We start from the raw sequence: 15,939 nt of genomic DNA, 5'->3' as shown, positions 1-15,939 counted from the left end.
ATCTTTATGAAATTCGAGTGGGATGAAAACAAGGCTGCGGTAAATTTGTCCAAGCATGGCATCTCATTTGAGGAAGCCAAAACGGTTTTTGACGATCGCCTCTACGTCGATTTCTACGATCCGGATCACTCTGATGAAGAAGAGCGCTATATTATTGTTGGAGAGTCCCAGCAAGGTAATTTATTGATAGTGTCGTATACAGAAAGAGCAGATTTTATTCGTTTGATTAGCGCCAGAAAAGTAACACGAGTGGAGCGAGAAGTTTATGAAGAAGGATGAAACAGGGATGGACGACGATCTTCGGTCGGAATATGATTTGAGGAAGTTGCGTGTAAGAAGGGTAGGCTCTGGACGAAAGACCTTTGGTGGTGTAAATATTCGTTTAGAACCGGATGTTGCAGAGATGTTTCCCGATTCTGAAGCAGTGAATGAAGCTCTGCGTTTTTTGATTAGAATTACTAAAGAAAACGTGGTATCTGAGAAATAAGCTGGCGAAATAAGCCCCAGGATCGATCCGTGAGGTCGCTTTAAAGTCTTTAATTAATTTTATCGCAACTGTGCCTTATAGTATGTGCAACTATTTGACACTGCGTTAAAATTACATCAGTCACTCTGTATTGTCCAATGGCTCAATCTATAAAGCAACTCCACCCCCAAATTCAAGCCATGCCCAGCGATTCGGTTAAGGCGATCGTGCTTTCATGGCTGAATCAGTCCAACGGTAATCTCAGCGACTTTGAACGCCTAATCGCAGAAATTGCCGAGGAAACGGAGGGATATCAGTGGGGCGAAATTGACACAGCAAACGAGTTTCAACCCCTCAGCGAAGAACAAATGATCGCCAATAGTCTGGCAGCCTTGCAAGATTACCAGACAAACAAGACGGGTATTGGACACGATCGGGTTAAGCAATGGGCAGATAGTCTAGGTTATGCTGAGTTTTTTTTGCTAACTCGCAGCATCTTATTCCCACCTTTTTGAAACTCATAAGGAGCCTCTTGAATTTCTACACTAAAACTTCTTTTTTTCAAGTCTGTGAGAATCGGATTTAAGTGATCGGATTCCTCCCCGCTAAAACTCTGCAATAGAGGGAATACCCGGACTTCCTTCGCAACCCGACACATTTCTGTAATTGCTGACCGATGAAATTCTTCGGAAAGTAGGTGAGAATAAGCAAATAAGAAATGGCTGCACAAAGCTAAATCGAATTGACCGTTCTCGAAAGGCAAAACTGGCAACTCAGCATTAATGTAGCGGCCTTGCTGCAAGCCAGATGGAAAATCTTCTAAAAATTCCTGCATCGCTTTCATTCGCACTTCGCCTAGCTGGTACGGGGATTCAAAATTATTCCACAGGTAGCCGTCTACATTGGCTTTAACACCGTCAATCACAGTTTGATATGTTTCTTGGATGCGATCGCCAATTTCCACCGCAGTAAACTGATAAACTGGATCGCAAGAAATTACCTTGTTACCTTGGCGAGTCATTTCCGCATTGAAACTCGCAGGGCCGCCCGCACAATCAAGAATTGCTAGCTTGAGGTCACTTGAGGTCAAGCTAAACATTCCTATGTATTCATCCAAGCAGCGCCCCCAGGGAATTACTTTATCCAATTTTAGTGACACTTGTCTTTGTCCTGCAGATAGAATTATCTAATATTTTACCTCAAATCAGGGCGGTTTTTTCCTATCTCCTTTCTTCGGCGGGTTGATTTGTATGCGGACTTATGTATGAATAATTTTGCTCAAACGAGATATTAATCCTGACAACAGTTGGCGGGCTTTACACTTTCTTTACAAACAAGGCACAAAATAGTTAAGTACGATCGCACAATTTTTATGCTTGCACCTGTGGATTTTGGAGCGAAGCGAGGCTACACTGGACAGCAGGGAAAATAAACTAAAATCCACTAGCTAAATTGCTCTTGTTCAATGGCAGGCTGCCACCAGGAAAGAAAGATGAAACATACCATTCAAACCGCTACAAGTCTGAGTTTGTCAGCACTCCTGGTGCTATTGAGTTCGCTGCCCAGTATAGCTCAGTTGCCTGCCGTCAGAACTCCTGCAGGCACTCCTAACCCAAACAGGCCGAGAGTACCGCCGCCACCACCTCCGGGTTCGAGTTTGCCGGGGAGCGGAAATTCTGGTTCGCTGACACAAGAAGCAGCTTATACTTTAGGATCGGGCGATCGCATTGCTTTAGAGATATTCGGCGTCCCTGAATTCAGCAGAGAATATCAAGTGTTAGTTGACGGGACGCTCAATTTGCCAATCATTCGCAGCGTCTCAATTCAAGGGTTGACGCTGCAACAAGCTGCTAACGTAATTACCCAGCGATACGAACCCTTCATCAATGTTCCCGTTGTTACCGTAACTCTGATCGTCGCTCGCCCCCTAAATATAGGTCTTGCAGGTGAAGTTACTCGCCCGGGTTCCTACAAGATTAATCCCACTAGAGAAGGAGGAGGAGTAAAATTCCCGACTTTGATGGAAATGCTGCAACTTGCACAAGGGGTGACATCAGCAGGAGATATGCGAAATGTCCAAATTCGTCGTCCCCGCAGAGGCGGGCAGGAGCAAGTTACTAATGTTGATTTGCAGGATTTTTTAGACACAGGAAATTTGCGTCAAGACGTTACCATTCGAGATGGAGATACAATTTTTGTACCGACAGCAAGGGCCCTTAATACTCAAGAAGTTCGTCAAAGAGCCAGTGCTAATTTTTCCGCTGATATTACTAAACCAATTGGCGTGGTAATTGTCGGGGAAGTAAACCGGCCGGGGCCTTATACTGTATTTGCTTCGGATGTGCGATCAAGCAACCAACAAACAGACTTGGCTTTTGTATCTATCGACCAACAGCAAGGAGCAGTTGTGGGCTTACCAACGATAACTAGAGCATTGAAAATTGCTGGTGGTATCACTACAGAAGCTGACATTCGCCGAGTGCAAATCCGCCGCCGAGTCAGAGGTGGCAATGAACAAACTATCATGGTAAATCTGTGGGATTTGCTACAAAAAGGCGACGCAACTCAAGATATTTTGCTGCAAGAAGGAGATAGCGTAATTATCCCGACAGCAGCTACTGTAGACTTGGCTGAAGTTTCTCAAGTCGCAAATAGCAGTTTTTCTCCGAACGCGATCAGCATCAATATTGTAGGAGAAGTAATTAGGCCTGGGGCTTTGCAGGTGCGGCCTAGTACATCCCTGCACCAAGCTTTGCTGACCGCAGGCAGTTTCAATCAATTGCGGGCTAAAAAAGACAAGGTAGAACTATTGCGATTGAACCCCAACGGTACTGTTTCTCGTCGCACGATCGAGGTGGATTTTGCTCAAGGCTTGAATCCTAATAATAACCCCACTCTCCGCAACAACGATGTGATTCTGGTAGCGCGATCGGGCTATGCTAGGGTAGGAGACAATATCAACAGTTTCTTGCAGCCAATAACAGGAGTAGCAACTGGGGTTAACACTGTTGGTGGCATTTTTACGGGGTTTCAAGCAACTATCAACGCTTTTGAAAACTTATTTTTGGGAGGGGATTTCCAGCGGCGAAATCAGCTCAGACAGCTTCGCGAACAACGTCAAGACAGACAAGAGCAACGTCAAGACAGACTGCTAGACAGAGAGCTACAACGTGAAGACAGACAGCGGCAAGCTGAAGACAGATTGCTGCAACTTGAAGACAGACGCTTGCAACTCGAAGACAGACAGCGGCAAATAGATCTTGAGAATCAGCAGCTTCTGATTCAGCAGCAGCAACTTCAGCAGCAAAATCAGCAGCAGCAAATGCAGCCACAGCAAATTCAGCCAACTACTCCTTGATCAGACTCGGGCGTTGAAAGTTAGCCACCCTCTTTATGAATCGGCGGTTGAAACCGCTGCATAGAGTCAAACTGTCGTCCGAGCAAAGGCAGGGCTGTTTCATTATCCGTAGGGGCCGTGCCAAGAGTGCCGGCCCTCTTGGTCGGATCTGCCGATCGAATCGTCTAGGTCGGGGGTAGGCATTCTTGGCACTACAAGAGTCAAAATTCATGTTTTTGGTGAGAATGAAACAGCCCTGCGAGCAAAGGGGGTATTAAAGCCGGATTTGCTATTACATGGCACATCCCAAATCTGCGGCAAACATCCTGGCGTTGCTGATTTACGGTATGAAACGTTAAATATGCCCGTCAGAGAAACCAGTATCCACAAAGGTGGTGGATTTTAAAGTTATTTTTTTTCATACCCTGATTAAGTAACGCCACCTTGAGATTGCTTCACTGAGTTCGCTGGGCGACAGAAATACGTTATTTTTGCGTAAGTCCTGTAATCCTAACAATTCGAGCCTTGAAAGGTATAAGTTGCTACATCAAAGGTAAAGGTTCGATTGACATTGTTCCCCTTTCTCCATGTCCCAAACTACATCAATCATGAGAAATTTTTTGTATTCGGGAAAATTAATCAACCTTTCCCCCTCAACAATTCCGGCTGCAAAACCTGATTTAATTTGCCACTGCGAAATCCCTCCAAATCCAAAGTCGCGTACACAAAACCAAACTCCTGAAACACCGCCACCAATGCAGGCAAATCGGTATTTAGCACAAACTCCTTAATCTCCTCTGCAGGTAACTCAATGCGTGCCGTATCTCCATCCGATCGCACTCGCAGATTTTTCAGTCCCAACTGCCGCAAATACCGTTCAGCGCGCCCCACTCTTTGCAACTTTCCAACGGTGATTTCTTCGCCGTAAGGAAAGCGCGAACTCAAACAAGGTTGAGCCGGTTTGTCCCACCAAGGCAAACCCAATTCTTTTGCCAATTGCCGCACTTCCAATTTAGTCATACCTACTTCTGCTAAGGGCGATCGCGCGCCCCGTTCCTTCGCAGCCTGAATTCCGGGACGGTAATCCTTTAAATCGTCAGCATTAACCCCATCCACCACATAAGGATAACCCTTTGCTAGTGCTAGGGGTTTCAAAGTATCGTGCAGTTCGCTTTTGCAGAAATAGCAGCGGTTAACTGGGTTAGAAGTGTAATTGGGATTTGCCATTTCCTGAGTTTCTACTTCCTGGTGGGCAATGCCAATTTCTGCTGCTTGAATCCGCGCATCTTCTAAATCTTCTGGCAATAAAGACGGGGAAACTGCCGTCACTGCCAAAGCGCGATCGCCCAATACATCAAAAGCGATTTTTGCCACCAAAGTGCTGTCTATTCCGCCGGAGTAGGCAATCAAAGCCCGTTCCATTTGTGCGAAAATATTTTTTAATTCTGCCAGTTTTTCTATTAACATAATTTCACCTTTTTTTAGCAACATATAAGTAAGAAAGCCAACTCAAGAAAGAAGGATGAAGACAGCATATCTCGATCGGGTTCTCTTTTTCCCTCGAACCTCTTCTTTCTTCCGACTTCCATCGGACTTCTAATGCTATTCGGGATCGATACCGAGGGCTGCCAATCGAGCCAAAAGCTCTTGATTTCGCTGTCTTTCCTGTTCCAGCAGCGTCTCGGCTAACTCTTTGTGTTGCTGTTGGCGATCGGCTCGCTGGCGTTCATTTTCTGCCCTTTCTTCCGGCCACAAAAGCAGTTCTCCGCCCTCCGTCCACCAGCGCAGCCAATATCCCGTTCTACCTTCGCGAGTTCCCTGCCACACTCCCAAAAATAGATTTAATCCAGGTATTAAATAACGGCCGTTTTCATCAGGATTTTGATTGTCATAACGATCGGATTCAAGCGCATAAACTTCTATTCTGCCTGTATGGGGCCGAAAAATGACATAGCGAGGAACTTTGATTACTTGTTCGTAAAAAAACCACTTGCCGATTTCTTCTGTGTGTTCGACAGAGTATTCGTCGCCGTAAGTAGCTGATAGAAATTCCATCACTACAAAAGGGACAGTTCCTTCGGTATGAGGCGTGTAACTGCGGCGGGGATAGTTGTGAACCCAAGGTTGAACTGGCTGCACGTACATCCAGTCTGGGGCTTTGCAAATAGTGCGATCGTCCACAGCAGCACACAAAGCAAAATTAGAAACTATTAGTGCGTCTTGGATTAGTTCCGGGGAATCCACTACAGACGGGCGCAAACCGTTAGCTAGCAAGGGATGGTTTATATCGTCTACAGGGTCGTCTGGTAGGATAAAATCATCGGGAAGCAGGGGCCAGGTAATTTTTAGCTGCGATATCGGTTTGTGAATTACAGTAGTCATAAGTCACCTCATTTTACCAATAAAAATTTTATTTTTAGTCGAGATAGGCGATCGATAACCTTCTCTATATCTTAGCGCGCTAAGTCGATCATAAAATTGTTTGTAGTGAGGATTTTAGTCTTCACTACAAACAATTACCCTGAAGGTGCGGAATGCGCGTTTTAAAATTCCCGGCGGGAAAATATGGCGATCGCAACTGACAGCAGCAGCACCACATACAGCAAACCGTAGCCAGCATCTGTAATCAAACCTGCCAAGTAAGGAACTTGTCCGTAAACAGCATCATTTCTCAAATTGAATCTGGCTAAATCCGGCAAAACCAGATAAAGTCCCATCATCAATTGTTCAAGGCCAGGATTTTTAGTTAACTTGCCCAAAGCCACTAAATCCCGCGTCGAATGTCCCATCAAATAAACGCCCAATGTCAGTAAAGTTGCCAACAGCGAACTGCTAAAAACCCCAAATAAAATCCCGACACCAGCCATCAGACACAGCTCAAACCAGACAAACAACGAAGCGATTAAAATGCTTTCCAAAGGGAAAGGAATCCGGCTCAAACTCAGAATAGCCAGATAGATAACAGTCATTGCTGCTACAAGCACCGCCAGCACCGCCGACAGCCCTAAGTGCTTGCCCACAATTAACTCAGCCCGACTTATCGGCTTGGCCACTAACAGATAAACAGTCCGCTTTTCAATTTCTTTGTTGACCAGTCCGGTAGCGACAAAGACTGTGGCAATTAGACCGAGAATGCTCATAGCAGCCAAACCGACATCTAAGATAATTTTATTTTCGGTTGTCGCTGCCAATTCCGGTATCAACCGTACCGAGGCGCCCATCAACAGAGCAAAAATAATAATTAAGTAAAGGATGCGATCGCGAATTACTTCCCAAAATACATTGGTCGCGACTGTCAAGATTCTTCTCAAATTCATCTAGTTATTAACCCGCTGGAAACTTTCGCCATACTTTAGTGTAAGGAAGAGGGAAGAAGGAAGAAGGAAGAAGGAAGAGGGAAGAAGAAAGAGGGAAGAAGAAAGAGGATTTTTTCCATCTCAGACTCTCAGACTCTCCCACTCTCAGACTCTCCCACTCTCCCGCTATACCGATCGCAATTAGTTAACAGAGACAGAATCAAACTTGACTGTCCCCCGCCGTTCCATCTTTTTTCTGTCCGGGTTGAGAGCGTTTTATCGCATCGCAGGTTACAGTCGCCCTATTGGCTATCTGGAACACCTCGCAAGATTTGGTAAACGAATATATTTCCGGTCTAAAAACCACTCCCAGCCAAGTTGCCTCCATCTCTAACTGATAGCGAGACTCTCCTTGGACGATCGAAGTTTTGACATCCCACCTCCCATCTTCTGGGACTACCCCAGTTGTTTTTAAGGCTTGATTCCGCAGAAAAAATCGCTCGTTGTCAATATCTATTAACATTTGCTCTACTTGCGCCCACGGTTTTGTGCGGGCTTCATTTTGCAGGTATCCCTCCATTGCATTGAGGATGACAACTCCTCGGGAGCGATTAATAGTTGGCCGTTGAAATGTCACCACATAATCGCTTTGCCTTAAATCCTGAGATAAAACGCTGGGATACTGTTGTATCCAACCTTGAATTAAAAAGTGAAAAGCAAACCAACAGGAAAACAGCAGGTGAACTAGAGTAATCATCAAAAACTGAGGGCGCACCAACGACCTGATACCTTCCCGTTTTGACTCACTATTCCAAATCTCTATTGTCGCCAGAATTACTACTGCTATAAGTGGGCCAGCTATCCATGCTATTTCCTTCCTATCCGACGGCAATCTTATCAGTAACCACAAGCCAATTAAGATGCTTGTCACCCACGGACTCAGACTTACTCCTTTAATCACAAAAGGTTGCTGGCTGGTCAGCAAACCCATTGAAAGTGTAAATAATAACCAGCTCATATCAAAAAGCAGAGTTCTCGTCCGCCAGTCAGTTACGGCTGCCACTGTCAGCAAAGCTAAAAAGATGCTGAGTAGTAAAGGAGTCTTCCAGTGAACAACTTTAGGCGGAATCATCGCCTTTTGGATTTTTTTATTGGTTTCCCAAAGGTTGTTTGTCAGCTTAGTGAGTTGCTGAGTGGCATCAAAGAATTGCTTCATCATAAATTTCAATAGACGCTTTGCAAAAACAACACGGTTAAAATAACGAGATTGCTAACTGTGTGGGCGATTAAAATTCCCCCAAACTGGGTAGTTACTTGAAAAGTTTTTTTGGGAGGACGGCGGGTGAGGGTGGGCGGCCCTAAAAACTGAGGTTTAGAAGCTTTTTTATTGCCGGAAACCATGTTGTCTATGAATTCTAATCCCTGCCATTTAGCTAGAAAAGTTACTGCTAATACGGAGAGTGCTATCATAGTTATTGGAGCGTAAACATTATCCCCACGTCCTAATAAAATATAACCGATAAGCTGTTCCCGCAATTCTTTGCTAAGAACGCTTTCAATGCCGAAGAAAACTAACCAGCCTACGCAAGTGCAAGAGAGATTGAGGATGGCTGTATATTCAATGCTGGTTTTGGGGCCGATTTTAAGTAGTTTTTGCAAAAACCACGATTCGATCGCGATCGCCAAAAACATAATTAAAATTTGCACCAAAACAGTCCGAAATGGGAAAACACTCGCAATCATAAGCCTTTAGGTATATCAGTCCGTGTTAAATTTTAATTGTACAGCACAAACGGAATAATCTTAACCGAAGGTGTGAGCATCTGATTGCGTTAGATCGCTGCTTAAAAGATTGGGGGTTAGGACTTATCGTATAATCTGTTGAGATCCGCCAACAGAATGGAAAAATTAAACATTCAAGGCGCGCGATCGAATACCCACCCCGATACAGACTCAAACAACTGCTGATTATGGTAAGGAATGGCATTGGTATTCGGACAGCCTCATCCCGGTCGGAACGCGCCGCGGGTCAGATTCACGTCTACGACGGCGCTGGTAAAGGCAAGTCTCAGGCAGCTTTGGGAGTAGTGTTGCGCTCGATCGGGCTGGGTATCAATTCAGACTCGCCCACGCGAGTCTTGTTGCTGCGCTTTCTCAAAGGCCCCGGCCGCTCCTACGACGAAGACGGGGCAATAGAAGCCTTGCAACGGGCATTTCCGCACTTGATCGACCAAGTGCGTACCGGCAGAGCCGAATATTTTGGGGCCGAAGCAATCACCCGCTTCGATCGCGCCGAAGCTCAGCGAGGCTGGGATATCGCCAAAGGAGCGATCGCCAGCGAGCTCTATTCCGTCGTGGTACTAGACGAACTAAACCCCGTATTGGACTTGGGTTTGCTGCCAGTTGACGAAGTAGTCCAAACCCTCAAAAACAAACCAGAATATTTAGAAGTCATCGCCACAGGCCGAGCGGCCCCGGAAGCTTTGCTGGAGATTGCCGACTTACACTCAGAAATGAAGCCCCACTATCACCCCGCAGCGGCAGAGCATCATATTTCCGGTATCGAAATATACACTGGAGCGGGGAAAGGCAAGTCTACGAGCGCTTTGGGCAAAGCTTTGCAGGCAATAGGTAGGGGTATCAGTCAAGACCAATCTCACCGGGTGTTAATCGTGCAATGGCTCAAAGGTGGCAGCGGTTATACAGAAGATGCGGCGATCGCAGCTTTGCGGCAAAGCTACCCACAGCTAGTAGATCACCAGCGGTGCGGCCGAGATGCTATAGTTTGGCGGGGGCAACAGCAAGAGCTAGACTGCATCGAAGCAGAACGCGGCTGGGAAATCGCCAAATGTGCGATCGCCAGCGGCTGGTACAAAACGATTATTCTCGACGAACTCAATCCCACAGTAGACTTAGAACTGCTGCCGGTAGAGCCGATCGTCGAAGCCCTGCTACGCAAGCCGCGGGATACAGAAATTATTATCACCGGGCGCTGCCACAAACCCCACGCTTACTTTGACTTGGCAAGCGTACACTCCGAGGTATACTGTCACAAACACTACGGCGATCGGGGCGTAGAACTAAAGCGGGGCGTAGACTTTTAAAGCCCGGAGCGGTACGGAGTTCAATCCCGGCCAGAATTATTAAATGACGGCCCTGCCTGGAAAACCGGAAATTGCCACAAAGCCTTGTTACCAAGTAACAAATCTCCCAATTTTCCTTGTCTTCCCGATCACCCTGATCTGCCTTTTTTAATCTTTAATTTCCTCCCCCGGACGCGATCCCCGACCGCCAATCCAGAATGGAACATTAAGAATATGAGCCGCGTCTTGTAGAGCGTGAGCACCTGAGACAGTGCACCAGGATTATTAAAGGGTGAAGACATTGAATATAAAAGCTTACAAGCAAAAAATCCGCGAGGGAGAAAGTCTAGACAGGGTTAACGCCAGTAGGCTAGACTTGCGGCTGGCAAACAGGTTAAACTACAGCGGAATCCAAACATTCGGTGTTCTAGGCAGTGTCTGTAGTCGCACCAGCGATGACCAACAAGTAGAGGAGTGAAGCTTTATGACAACGTTAAATGGCGATTCTAATCAACTAGATTTAAACCTTCCGGGACTGGGCCCGGATACAATCTTCGCCGGAGGCGGGGCGGATTTCGTTAGAACTTCCACCCTGGGCGGCAGCTTAATATTTGGCCAAGCCGATAACGATACTCTGATTTCAGTAGGCCCGAACGATACACTGTACGGCGGCGAGGACGAAGACTCAATCAGATCCCAGCGGACTCCGGCTTTGCTGTTGGGCGACACAGGCAATGACACCATAGTCGCTGAAGCCCGCGCTAGCCTGTACGGCGGCGAGGGAGAAGATTTCGTCCAAGGTACTGTCGAAGCTAACCTCATGTTTGGTAATGAGGGCGCAGATACGATGCTGGGAGGGGCGCAGAGAGGAGATTCCCTCTACGGCGGTAAGGACAATGACGCGATCGGCTTCTTCATCGCAGGCGGTGGCAACAACCTCTCTTTAGAGGGTGGCTTGGCTATTGGCTTCGCTGGCAATGAAGGCAGCAACTACTTGCGGGGTGATTTGGGCGACGACTTAGTTGTAGGTATCAATGTAAGAGACAGTCTCTTTGGCGGAAAAGGCAACGACACCCTAAGAGGTGTGGCCAGCAACAGCTACCTGTCGGGCGATCTTGAGGACGACATCTTAGTCATTACCAACAGTACGCAAAGCAGCCCATTTACTTCCTCCGTCATCACGATCGGCATTGAGAGAACCAGCTTGATTGGCGGTGGCGGCAACGATTCTCTCACCGGCGGTATCGGGGAGTTTGGCGGCGGCAGAAACTTCTTTGAGGGCGGCGACGGTAACGACACGATCACGGTTTTTGCCACGCAGGATACCGCTTTGGGAGGTGAAGGCGACGACTTCATCGTCTCGGCGTCGGTGCCGAATGTAATTTCGAGCGTAGGCGCCTCCAGTTCATTTCCCGGCTTCGCGGGTCGCAACTCGCTCGACGGCGGAGTAGGCAATGACACGATCGTTGCAGCTTTTGCGACTGATACAATGATCGGTGGTGAAGGCAACGACAGCCTGAGCGGTACCTTTACTAATGCAGGCGGTGGAGATGGCAACGATACTATCAATGCTACCAAGGCCTTTTTTGCTGGTACTGGTACTGCTTTGATTACTCTCGAAGGCGGACTCGGCGGCGATCTGTTAATTGGCTACACCAATCCTACTGGCAGCAGCTTCACCGTCACCAACCTTATGAACGGTGGCGAGGGAAGTGACAGCATCATCTTTGGCAGCGAGCGCGATCGCGTGATTGGCAACGTTGCGGGTAACGACTTCATCTCCTACGCTAGCGGCGTCGACTTTGCCGGTCTTACAGCGCCAAACTTGATTAGCGATACCTTAGGCAGCAACTTCATTACTGGTGGCAACGGCACTGATGTGATCACTACTGGTAACGGGGATGACATCCTGTTCGGCGACTCATCCAACGCAACATTGGGGGACGATACCTTAAATTCCGGCGCCGGAAACGACACCTTGCTGGGCGGGTTTGGTAACGACTATTTGATCGGCGGCGAGGGTAACGACTCTCTCGGCGGCGGGCCTGATGCTGACACCCTGATTGGCGGATCGGGTAATGACAGTTTCTACTACCAGAACTTCGGCGAGGGCGTCACCATCAACCCCGACGGGACATTGGGTACTAACCCAGACCAAATCGGCGATTTTACGGTCGGCCAAGACAAGATACTCTTGAATAGCAGTGCCTTCGGCTTAGGTAAAGTGAATGGGCCAAGCCGACCGGGTTCCACACAGTTCTTAGTGCTTGACACCGGGACGTACAATGGTCAGGGGAATGCGCAAGCTCCGGGACAAGCAGTCCTTATTTATGAAAATCGACTGAACGTAAACGATAACACGGGTCGCTTGTTGTTCGATCCTGACGGTTCGGGATCCCAGGCAGCCGTTACACTGGCAAACTTCAACGGCAGACCAGGCTTGACGGTGACTGACATTATCCTGATTTAATTTGGGCCAAAGTGGGTGGGGTCGATTCTGAAACATCGCCCTACCAACTCTCAAAACTAATTGTGCTATGTTTCGAGCTGGGGATATCCATCCCCGGCTTTTTTGTGGGCATTGGGAATTGGGCATCGGCCAAACAGGGAATCGGCCAAAAAGCATCTTCGCCAAACAGCATCTTCGCCCTGGGTAGCGGAGGGATCTGGTCGAAAAGTAGAATCTGTAGGTGCGGGTTCACCCATGAATTTTGCCACCCCTCAATAATTTTGATAAACCCGCCCCCCAACTCAAAGACGATATAATTGACATATGAGTAAAAGTCGATTATTGTAGGCGACTAATATTCTCTTTTGTCTTTCAAAAACAGTTATTAATAGTGAAACTGCCCAATGGTCATTTAGCAGATTTAGGCAATAAAATAGAAGAATATTCTCTAAATCCGAATCATCAAGAAGGAAAAAATAAAGCTGTTTTGTTTGCCAGTAAGTTAGGCATTACCCTAAAAAATGCTGAAATGCTCAAACAGGCTTTAAAAGAAGCTGCTATCAACGAAGATGTTGTTATTCAAAAAAACAATGAATACGGAACACATTACAACATGAAATTCTTGCTGAAAACCGAAGTAGGTGAATCTCTGATTCTAGCAGCTTGGATCGTCCGCTTAGGTGAAAGTTTCCCCAGATTAACAAGTTGTTATCCCGTCAAAAAGTGAGGTAAAAACAATGAAAACAATTAAAGACCTAGATATTGTTGCTTTAACTGAAGATTTAGAAGCCACCCATTTTGAAACAAAACAAATCATTAAATTATATAAAGGACAAGTAGGAACAGTTGTGATGGAATTTGATGGCAGTGCTTTTGAGGTAGAATTTTCTCATCAAGATGGTAGAACTTATGCAATGGAAACCATTCCGGCCACAAAATTAATGCTTTTGCATTATGAATTACTAGAATCTGTAGGGGCGGTTCGCCGATGAATTTTGCCACGCACCAATAATCTTTATAAACCCGCCCCCACCCAACGAATAACCCCGATTAAGCATCGTCGCCCAAGCGTTAAATTCAATTAATTCGGAATTTTGGGCGGGGTGGGGGCGGGTTTATGAGATAGTTGATTTTTGGCAATTATGGTTGGTAAAACCCGCCCCTACATAATAAAAAAATCCCGCAAACACATAATTTGCGGGATTTAGTAGGCAGGAAACTTGTAGCGAATACTGTTACTAAGGATCGTGAATTAAATAACTTACAATTTTAATTGTTATTGTGGGATGGGCGTCCCGCCCGTCCAAAAAAGACGGGCGGGACGCCCATCCCACTTTCAAGAGTGGAAGTTATTTAATTCTCATTCCTAAGCTTTGTCTACAATCTCTTTGGCTTTATCTTTGAGGTCTTCTTTCAGGTGAATTGCTGATGCTTCGTCCTGCTTGGCTTGACCTTCTAATTTATCTTTCTGATTCCCTGTAACTTCGCTAACGGCTTCTTGAACTTTGCCTTCAATATTCTTCGCTGTTGCTTCGACTCTATTTTTAATGCTCATAATTTTATATTCTAACTCTACAACTATTAATATATGATTTAAAAGTTGAGTCTGTATCTCTCTTTAGATAGATTTGTTATTACCTTTATTTCTAAGTTACAGGTTCGATTGGAATTTCCACAAGTTTATTTCTGGAGGAAAGACCGGATTTAATGCCGATCGCAGATTTCGGCACTTTAAACTTTTTCGCCAACAGCATGATTAATTCTTGATTGGCTTTGCCCTCGACTGGTGGCGACTTGAGATGTATTGTGAGGCTGCCGTCTGGTTGTTCTGCGATACTTTGCTGTTTGGAATTCGGTTTAACTTTGACTGTAAAAATAGTCATACTTCGACTTTCTCTGAATGTTCGATCTTCGTTCCCAAAACTTTCAGGAATTCAGCCAGCCAGTTAGGATGTGCTGGCCACGCGGGGGCGGTGACTAAATTGCCATCGACTACGGCTTCGGTAACTGGAACTTCTGTATATTTGCCGCCGGCCCGGAGTACGTCGGGGCTGCAAGCGGGGTATGCGGTGCAGCGTTTGCCTTCGAGTACGCCTGCTGCTGTTAGAACTTGTAAGCCGTGACAAATAGATGCGATCGGCTTTTTGCTGTTGGCAAAGTAGCGGGTAATTTGCAGCACTTGTTCGTTGAGGCGGATGTATTCTGGGGCGCGTCCTCCGGGGATAACCAAAGCGTCGTAGTCGGCCGGGTTGATTTCGTCAAAAGTCGCGTTTAAAGTGAAGTTGTGACCGGGTTTTTCGCTGTAGGTTTGATCGCCTTCAAAGTCGTGAATTGCGGTGCGAATTGTTTGACCGGCGGTTTTGTCCGGGCAGACGGCGTGGACGGTGTGACCTACCATTTGCAGTGCTTGAAAGGGAACCATTACTTCGTAGTCTTCTACAAAGTCGCCGACTAGCATTAATATTTTTTTGGCTGTCATGTTTACAACTCCTGTTATTTTGATTTAGTTAAATAGGATTAAAAAAAATGCGGGGCTGTTAAAAAGCTTGCCCCGCAAGCTATTCTGGAATCTAGAAACCGTTGCGTCCCCAAATGACCATTGAAATTGAGAAGGAGAACAGAACTAGCACCGAAACCCAACCGAGTGACAAAATATCCATAGCTATTTATTGAACAAACTGTACAAAGTGACTCCAAACCTTATGATAAGTCAATTTGAGCCATTTTTGAAATGAGGGCGCTGTGAAGGACTCGTCAAATTTTAGTGCGGCTGAACGGGTAGAATCTTTGAAGGCAGGGAGTGTTGCTGCTTTGTCTTGTTTGCTTGGTTTTGGGGCGATCGCCCTTGGTAATAGCTTAATTCTAGCGGATCGGTTGGATTCTCTGGCGAGTTGGCAGGTAAGGGAAATTGACCTAAATTTTGCCGCCCGAGGGGCGATCGCACTTTTGGGCGGTTTTTTGTTCGGCGTGACTTACCGCTATGCGATTCGCCGAGATGTTAACCCACAGCTTAAATCTGGTGTGGTGTTGGCTTTTGGGTTGGTGCGGGCTTTTGGACAATTGGATGCTGGATTGTTTTTTGAACCTGGGAAGATGCCCGCCCTACAGGAGTTATTGCCGTTTGCTGTTCGCGGTGCCGAGAGTGTGGTATTGTTTGCGATCGCAGGTTTGGTTTTGGATTGGGCGATCGGGCGATCGTGGATTAAGCCCTTTGATTCTTGAGTGTAAAATCTTGCAGCATTTTTAGGAACAGGCAAGATGCCTGTTCCACAAAAGTTCAATTTTCCTCTGGGCCGTTGCTCCTAGCC

The 15,939-nt window shown here is 46.5% G+C and carries 19 protein-coding genes; 9 read left to right on the top strand and 10 right to left on the bottom strand.

The features are described 5' to 3' along the window. Positions 1-6 precede the first annotated feature (6 nt). The 3 genes from QUB08_RS03455 to QUB08_RS03445 all read left to right on the top strand — a co-directional run bounded on the left by QUB08_RS03455 (position 7) and on the right by QUB08_RS03445 (position 981). Positions 7-279 carry a BrnT family toxin gene (locus QUB08_RS03455; RefSeq protein WP_333223476.1) on the top strand — a complete coding sequence of 91 codons (273 nt, stop codon included), beginning with the start codon at positions 7-9 and terminating at the stop codon, positions 277-279. Beyond that, entirely contained in the window at positions 266-487 is a 222-nt protein-coding gene (locus tag QUB08_RS03450) for a hypothetical protein (RefSeq protein ID WP_333223475.1), read from the top strand. Before QUB08_RS03455 ends, QUB08_RS03450 begins: the two co-directional genes overlap by 14 nt. Positions 488-624: 137 nt before the next feature. After that, entirely contained in the window at positions 625-981 is a 357-nt protein-coding gene (locus QUB08_RS03445) for a hypothetical protein (RefSeq protein ID WP_333223474.1), read from the top strand. On the opposite strand, the gene QUB08_RS03440 is transcribed toward QUB08_RS03445, so the two are convergent. Next, entirely contained in the window at positions 930-1,625 is a 696-nt protein-coding gene (locus QUB08_RS03440; protein WP_333223473.1) for a class I SAM-dependent methyltransferase, read from the bottom strand. The genes QUB08_RS03445 and QUB08_RS03440 overlap by 52 nt on opposite strands. Before the next feature lie 333 nt (positions 1,626-1,958). Here QUB08_RS03440 and QUB08_RS03435 point away from each other — a divergent pair, with 333 nt between their 5' ends. Continuing rightward, positions 1,959-3,824: a polysaccharide biosynthesis/export family protein gene (locus QUB08_RS03435; RefSeq protein WP_333223472.1), complete on the top strand. Its 1,866-nt coding sequence runs from the start codon at positions 1,959-1,961 to the stop codon at positions 3,822-3,824. A 618-nt stretch (positions 3,825-4,442) separates the two neighbouring features. Here QUB08_RS03435 and larE read toward each other — a convergent pair. From larE to fraC, 5 genes are all read right to left on the bottom strand, one after another. Further along, on the bottom strand, positions 4,443-5,270 hold the full coding sequence (larE, locus tag QUB08_RS03430) for an ATP-dependent sacrificial sulfur transferase LarE (RefSeq protein WP_333223471.1): 828 nt from the start codon (positions 5,268-5,270) through the stop codon (positions 4,443-4,445). Positions 5,271-5,405: 135 nt separating this feature from the next. Next, on the bottom strand, positions 5,406-6,185 hold the full coding sequence (locus tag QUB08_RS03425) for a Uma2 family endonuclease (RefSeq protein WP_333223470.1): 780 nt from the start codon (positions 6,183-6,185) through the stop codon (positions 5,406-5,408). A gap of 161 nt (positions 6,186-6,346) precedes the next feature. Next, positions 6,347-7,120, bottom strand: a complete 774-nt coding sequence (locus QUB08_RS03420) for an ABC transporter permease (protein ID WP_333223469.1) — start codon at positions 7,118-7,120, stop codon at positions 6,347-6,349. 199 nt (positions 7,121-7,319) lie between these two features. After that, on the bottom strand, positions 7,320-8,318 hold the full coding sequence (locus QUB08_RS03415) for a DUF5357 family protein (RefSeq protein WP_333153870.1): 999 nt from the start codon (positions 8,316-8,318) through the stop codon (positions 7,320-7,322). A gap of 5 nt (positions 8,319-8,323) precedes the next feature. Further along, the gene (fraC, locus tag QUB08_RS03410; protein ID WP_333223468.1) at positions 8,324-8,842 is read right to left on the bottom strand and encodes a filament integrity protein FraC; all 519 of its coding nucleotides are present in this window, start codon (positions 8,840-8,842) and stop codon (positions 8,324-8,326) included. 227 nt (positions 8,843-9,069) lie between these two features. Between fraC and QUB08_RS03405 the strand changes: the two genes are divergently transcribed. From QUB08_RS03405 to QUB08_RS03390, 4 genes are all read left to right on the top strand, one after another. Then, on the top strand, positions 9,070-10,203 hold the full coding sequence (locus QUB08_RS03405; protein WP_333223467.1) for a cob(I)yrinic acid a,c-diamide adenosyltransferase: 1,134 nt from the start codon (positions 9,070-9,072) through the stop codon (positions 10,201-10,203). Positions 10,204-10,666: 463 nt separating this feature from the next. Next, the gene (locus QUB08_RS03400; RefSeq protein WP_333223466.1) at positions 10,667-12,652 is read left to right on the top strand and encodes a calcium-binding protein; all 1,986 of its coding nucleotides are present in this window, start codon (positions 10,667-10,669) and stop codon (positions 12,650-12,652) included. Positions 12,653-13,022: 370 nt separating this feature from the next. After that, positions 13,023-13,358 carry a DUF6883 domain-containing protein gene (locus QUB08_RS03395; RefSeq protein WP_333142475.1) on the top strand — a complete coding sequence of 112 codons (336 nt, stop codon included), beginning with the start codon at positions 13,023-13,025 and terminating at the stop codon, positions 13,356-13,358. Positions 13,359-13,368: 10 nt separating this feature from the next. Next, positions 13,369-13,623 carry a DUF4926 domain-containing protein gene (locus tag QUB08_RS03390; protein WP_333153876.1) on the top strand — a complete coding sequence of 85 codons (255 nt, stop codon included), beginning with the start codon at positions 13,369-13,371 and terminating at the stop codon, positions 13,621-13,623. Between the two features lie 374 nt (positions 13,624-13,997). On the opposite strand, the gene QUB08_RS03385 is transcribed toward QUB08_RS03390, so the two are convergent. The 4 genes from QUB08_RS03385 to petN form a co-directional block, all read right to left on the bottom strand. Beyond that, positions 13,998-14,186, bottom strand: a complete 189-nt coding sequence (locus tag QUB08_RS03385; protein WP_333223465.1) for a CsbD family protein — start codon at positions 14,184-14,186, stop codon at positions 13,998-14,000. 91 nt (positions 14,187-14,277) lie between these two features. Beyond that, positions 14,278-14,514: a DUF167 domain-containing protein gene (locus QUB08_RS03380; RefSeq protein ID WP_333223464.1), complete on the bottom strand. Its 237-nt coding sequence runs from the start codon at positions 14,512-14,514 to the stop codon at positions 14,278-14,280. Continuing rightward, on the bottom strand, positions 14,511-15,110 hold the full coding sequence (locus tag QUB08_RS03375; RefSeq protein WP_333223463.1) for a DJ-1/PfpI family protein: 600 nt from the start codon (positions 15,108-15,110) through the stop codon (positions 14,511-14,513). Before QUB08_RS03375 ends, QUB08_RS03380 begins: the two co-directional genes overlap by 4 nt. A gap of 91 nt (positions 15,111-15,201) precedes the next feature. Continuing rightward, complete coding sequence (gene petN, locus QUB08_RS03370; protein ID WP_071883976.1) at positions 15,202-15,291, bottom strand: cytochrome b6-f complex subunit PetN; 90 nt, start codon at positions 15,289-15,291, stop codon at positions 15,202-15,204. A gap of 82 nt (positions 15,292-15,373) precedes the next feature. Between petN and QUB08_RS03365 the strand changes: the two genes are divergently transcribed. Next, complete coding sequence (locus tag QUB08_RS03365) at positions 15,374-15,853, top strand: hypothetical protein (protein ID WP_333223462.1); 480 nt, start codon at positions 15,374-15,376, stop codon at positions 15,851-15,853. The last annotated feature ends 86 nt before the right edge of the window (positions 15,854-15,939 follow it).

The organism is Microcoleus sp. BR0-C5 (genome assembly GCF_036705045.1).
In the GTDB taxonomy this organism is placed as follows: Bacteria; Cyanobacteriota; Cyanobacteriia; order Cyanobacteriales; family Microcoleaceae; genus Microcoleus.
Note: the sequence above shows the minus strand (reverse complement) of the source record. Positions and strands in the feature narration are given on the sequence as shown.

Coding starts and splice junctions, on each gene's coding strand:
- QUB08_RS03385 (WP_333223465.1), bottom strand. CDS start 14,186: ATGAGCATTAAAAATAGAGTCGAAGCAACAGCGAAGAATATTGAAGGC.
- QUB08_RS03420 (WP_333223469.1), bottom strand. CDS start 7,120: ATGAATTTGAGAAGAATCTTGACAGTCGCGACCAATGTATTTTGGGAA.
- fraC (WP_333223468.1), bottom strand. CDS start 8,842: ATGATTGCGAGTGTTTTCCCATTTCGGACTGTTTTGGTGCAAATTTTA.
- QUB08_RS03390 (WP_333153876.1), top strand. CDS start 13,369: ATGAAAACAATTAAAGACCTAGATATTGTTGCTTTAACTGAAGATTTA.
- QUB08_RS03405 (WP_333223467.1), top strand. CDS start 9,070: ATGGTAAGGAATGGCATTGGTATTCGGACAGCCTCATCCCGGTCGGAA.
- QUB08_RS03375 (WP_333223463.1), bottom strand. CDS start 15,110: ATGACAGCCAAAAAAATATTAATGCTAGTCGGCGACTTTGTAGAAGAC.
- QUB08_RS03450 (WP_333223475.1), top strand. CDS start 266: ATGAAGAAGGATGAAACAGGGATGGACGACGATCTTCGGTCGGAATAT.
- QUB08_RS03400 (WP_333223466.1), top strand. CDS start 10,667: ATGACAACGTTAAATGGCGATTCTAATCAACTAGATTTAAACCTTCCG.
- larE (WP_333223471.1), bottom strand. CDS start 5,270: ATGTTAATAGAAAAACTGGCAGAATTAAAAAATATTTTCGCACAAATG.
- QUB08_RS03435 (WP_333223472.1), top strand. CDS start 1,959: ATGAAACATACCATTCAAACCGCTACAAGTCTGAGTTTGTCAGCACTC.
- QUB08_RS03445 (WP_333223474.1), top strand. CDS start 625: ATGGCTCAATCTATAAAGCAACTCCACCCCCAAATTCAAGCCATGCCC.
- QUB08_RS03380 (WP_333223464.1), bottom strand. CDS start 14,514: ATGACTATTTTTACAGTCAAAGTTAAACCGAATTCCAAACAGCAAAGT.
- QUB08_RS03455 (WP_333223476.1), top strand. CDS start 7: ATGAAATTCGAGTGGGATGAAAACAAGGCTGCGGTAAATTTGTCCAAG.
- QUB08_RS03425 (WP_333223470.1), bottom strand. CDS start 6,185: ATGACTACTGTAATTCACAAACCGATATCGCAGCTAAAAATTACCTGG.
- petN (WP_071883976.1), bottom strand. CDS start 15,291: ATGGATATTTTGTCACTCGGTTGGGTTTCGGTGCTAGTTCTGTTCTCC.
- QUB08_RS03415 (WP_333153870.1), bottom strand. CDS start 8,318: ATGATGAAGCAATTCTTTGATGCCACTCAGCAACTCACTAAGCTGACA.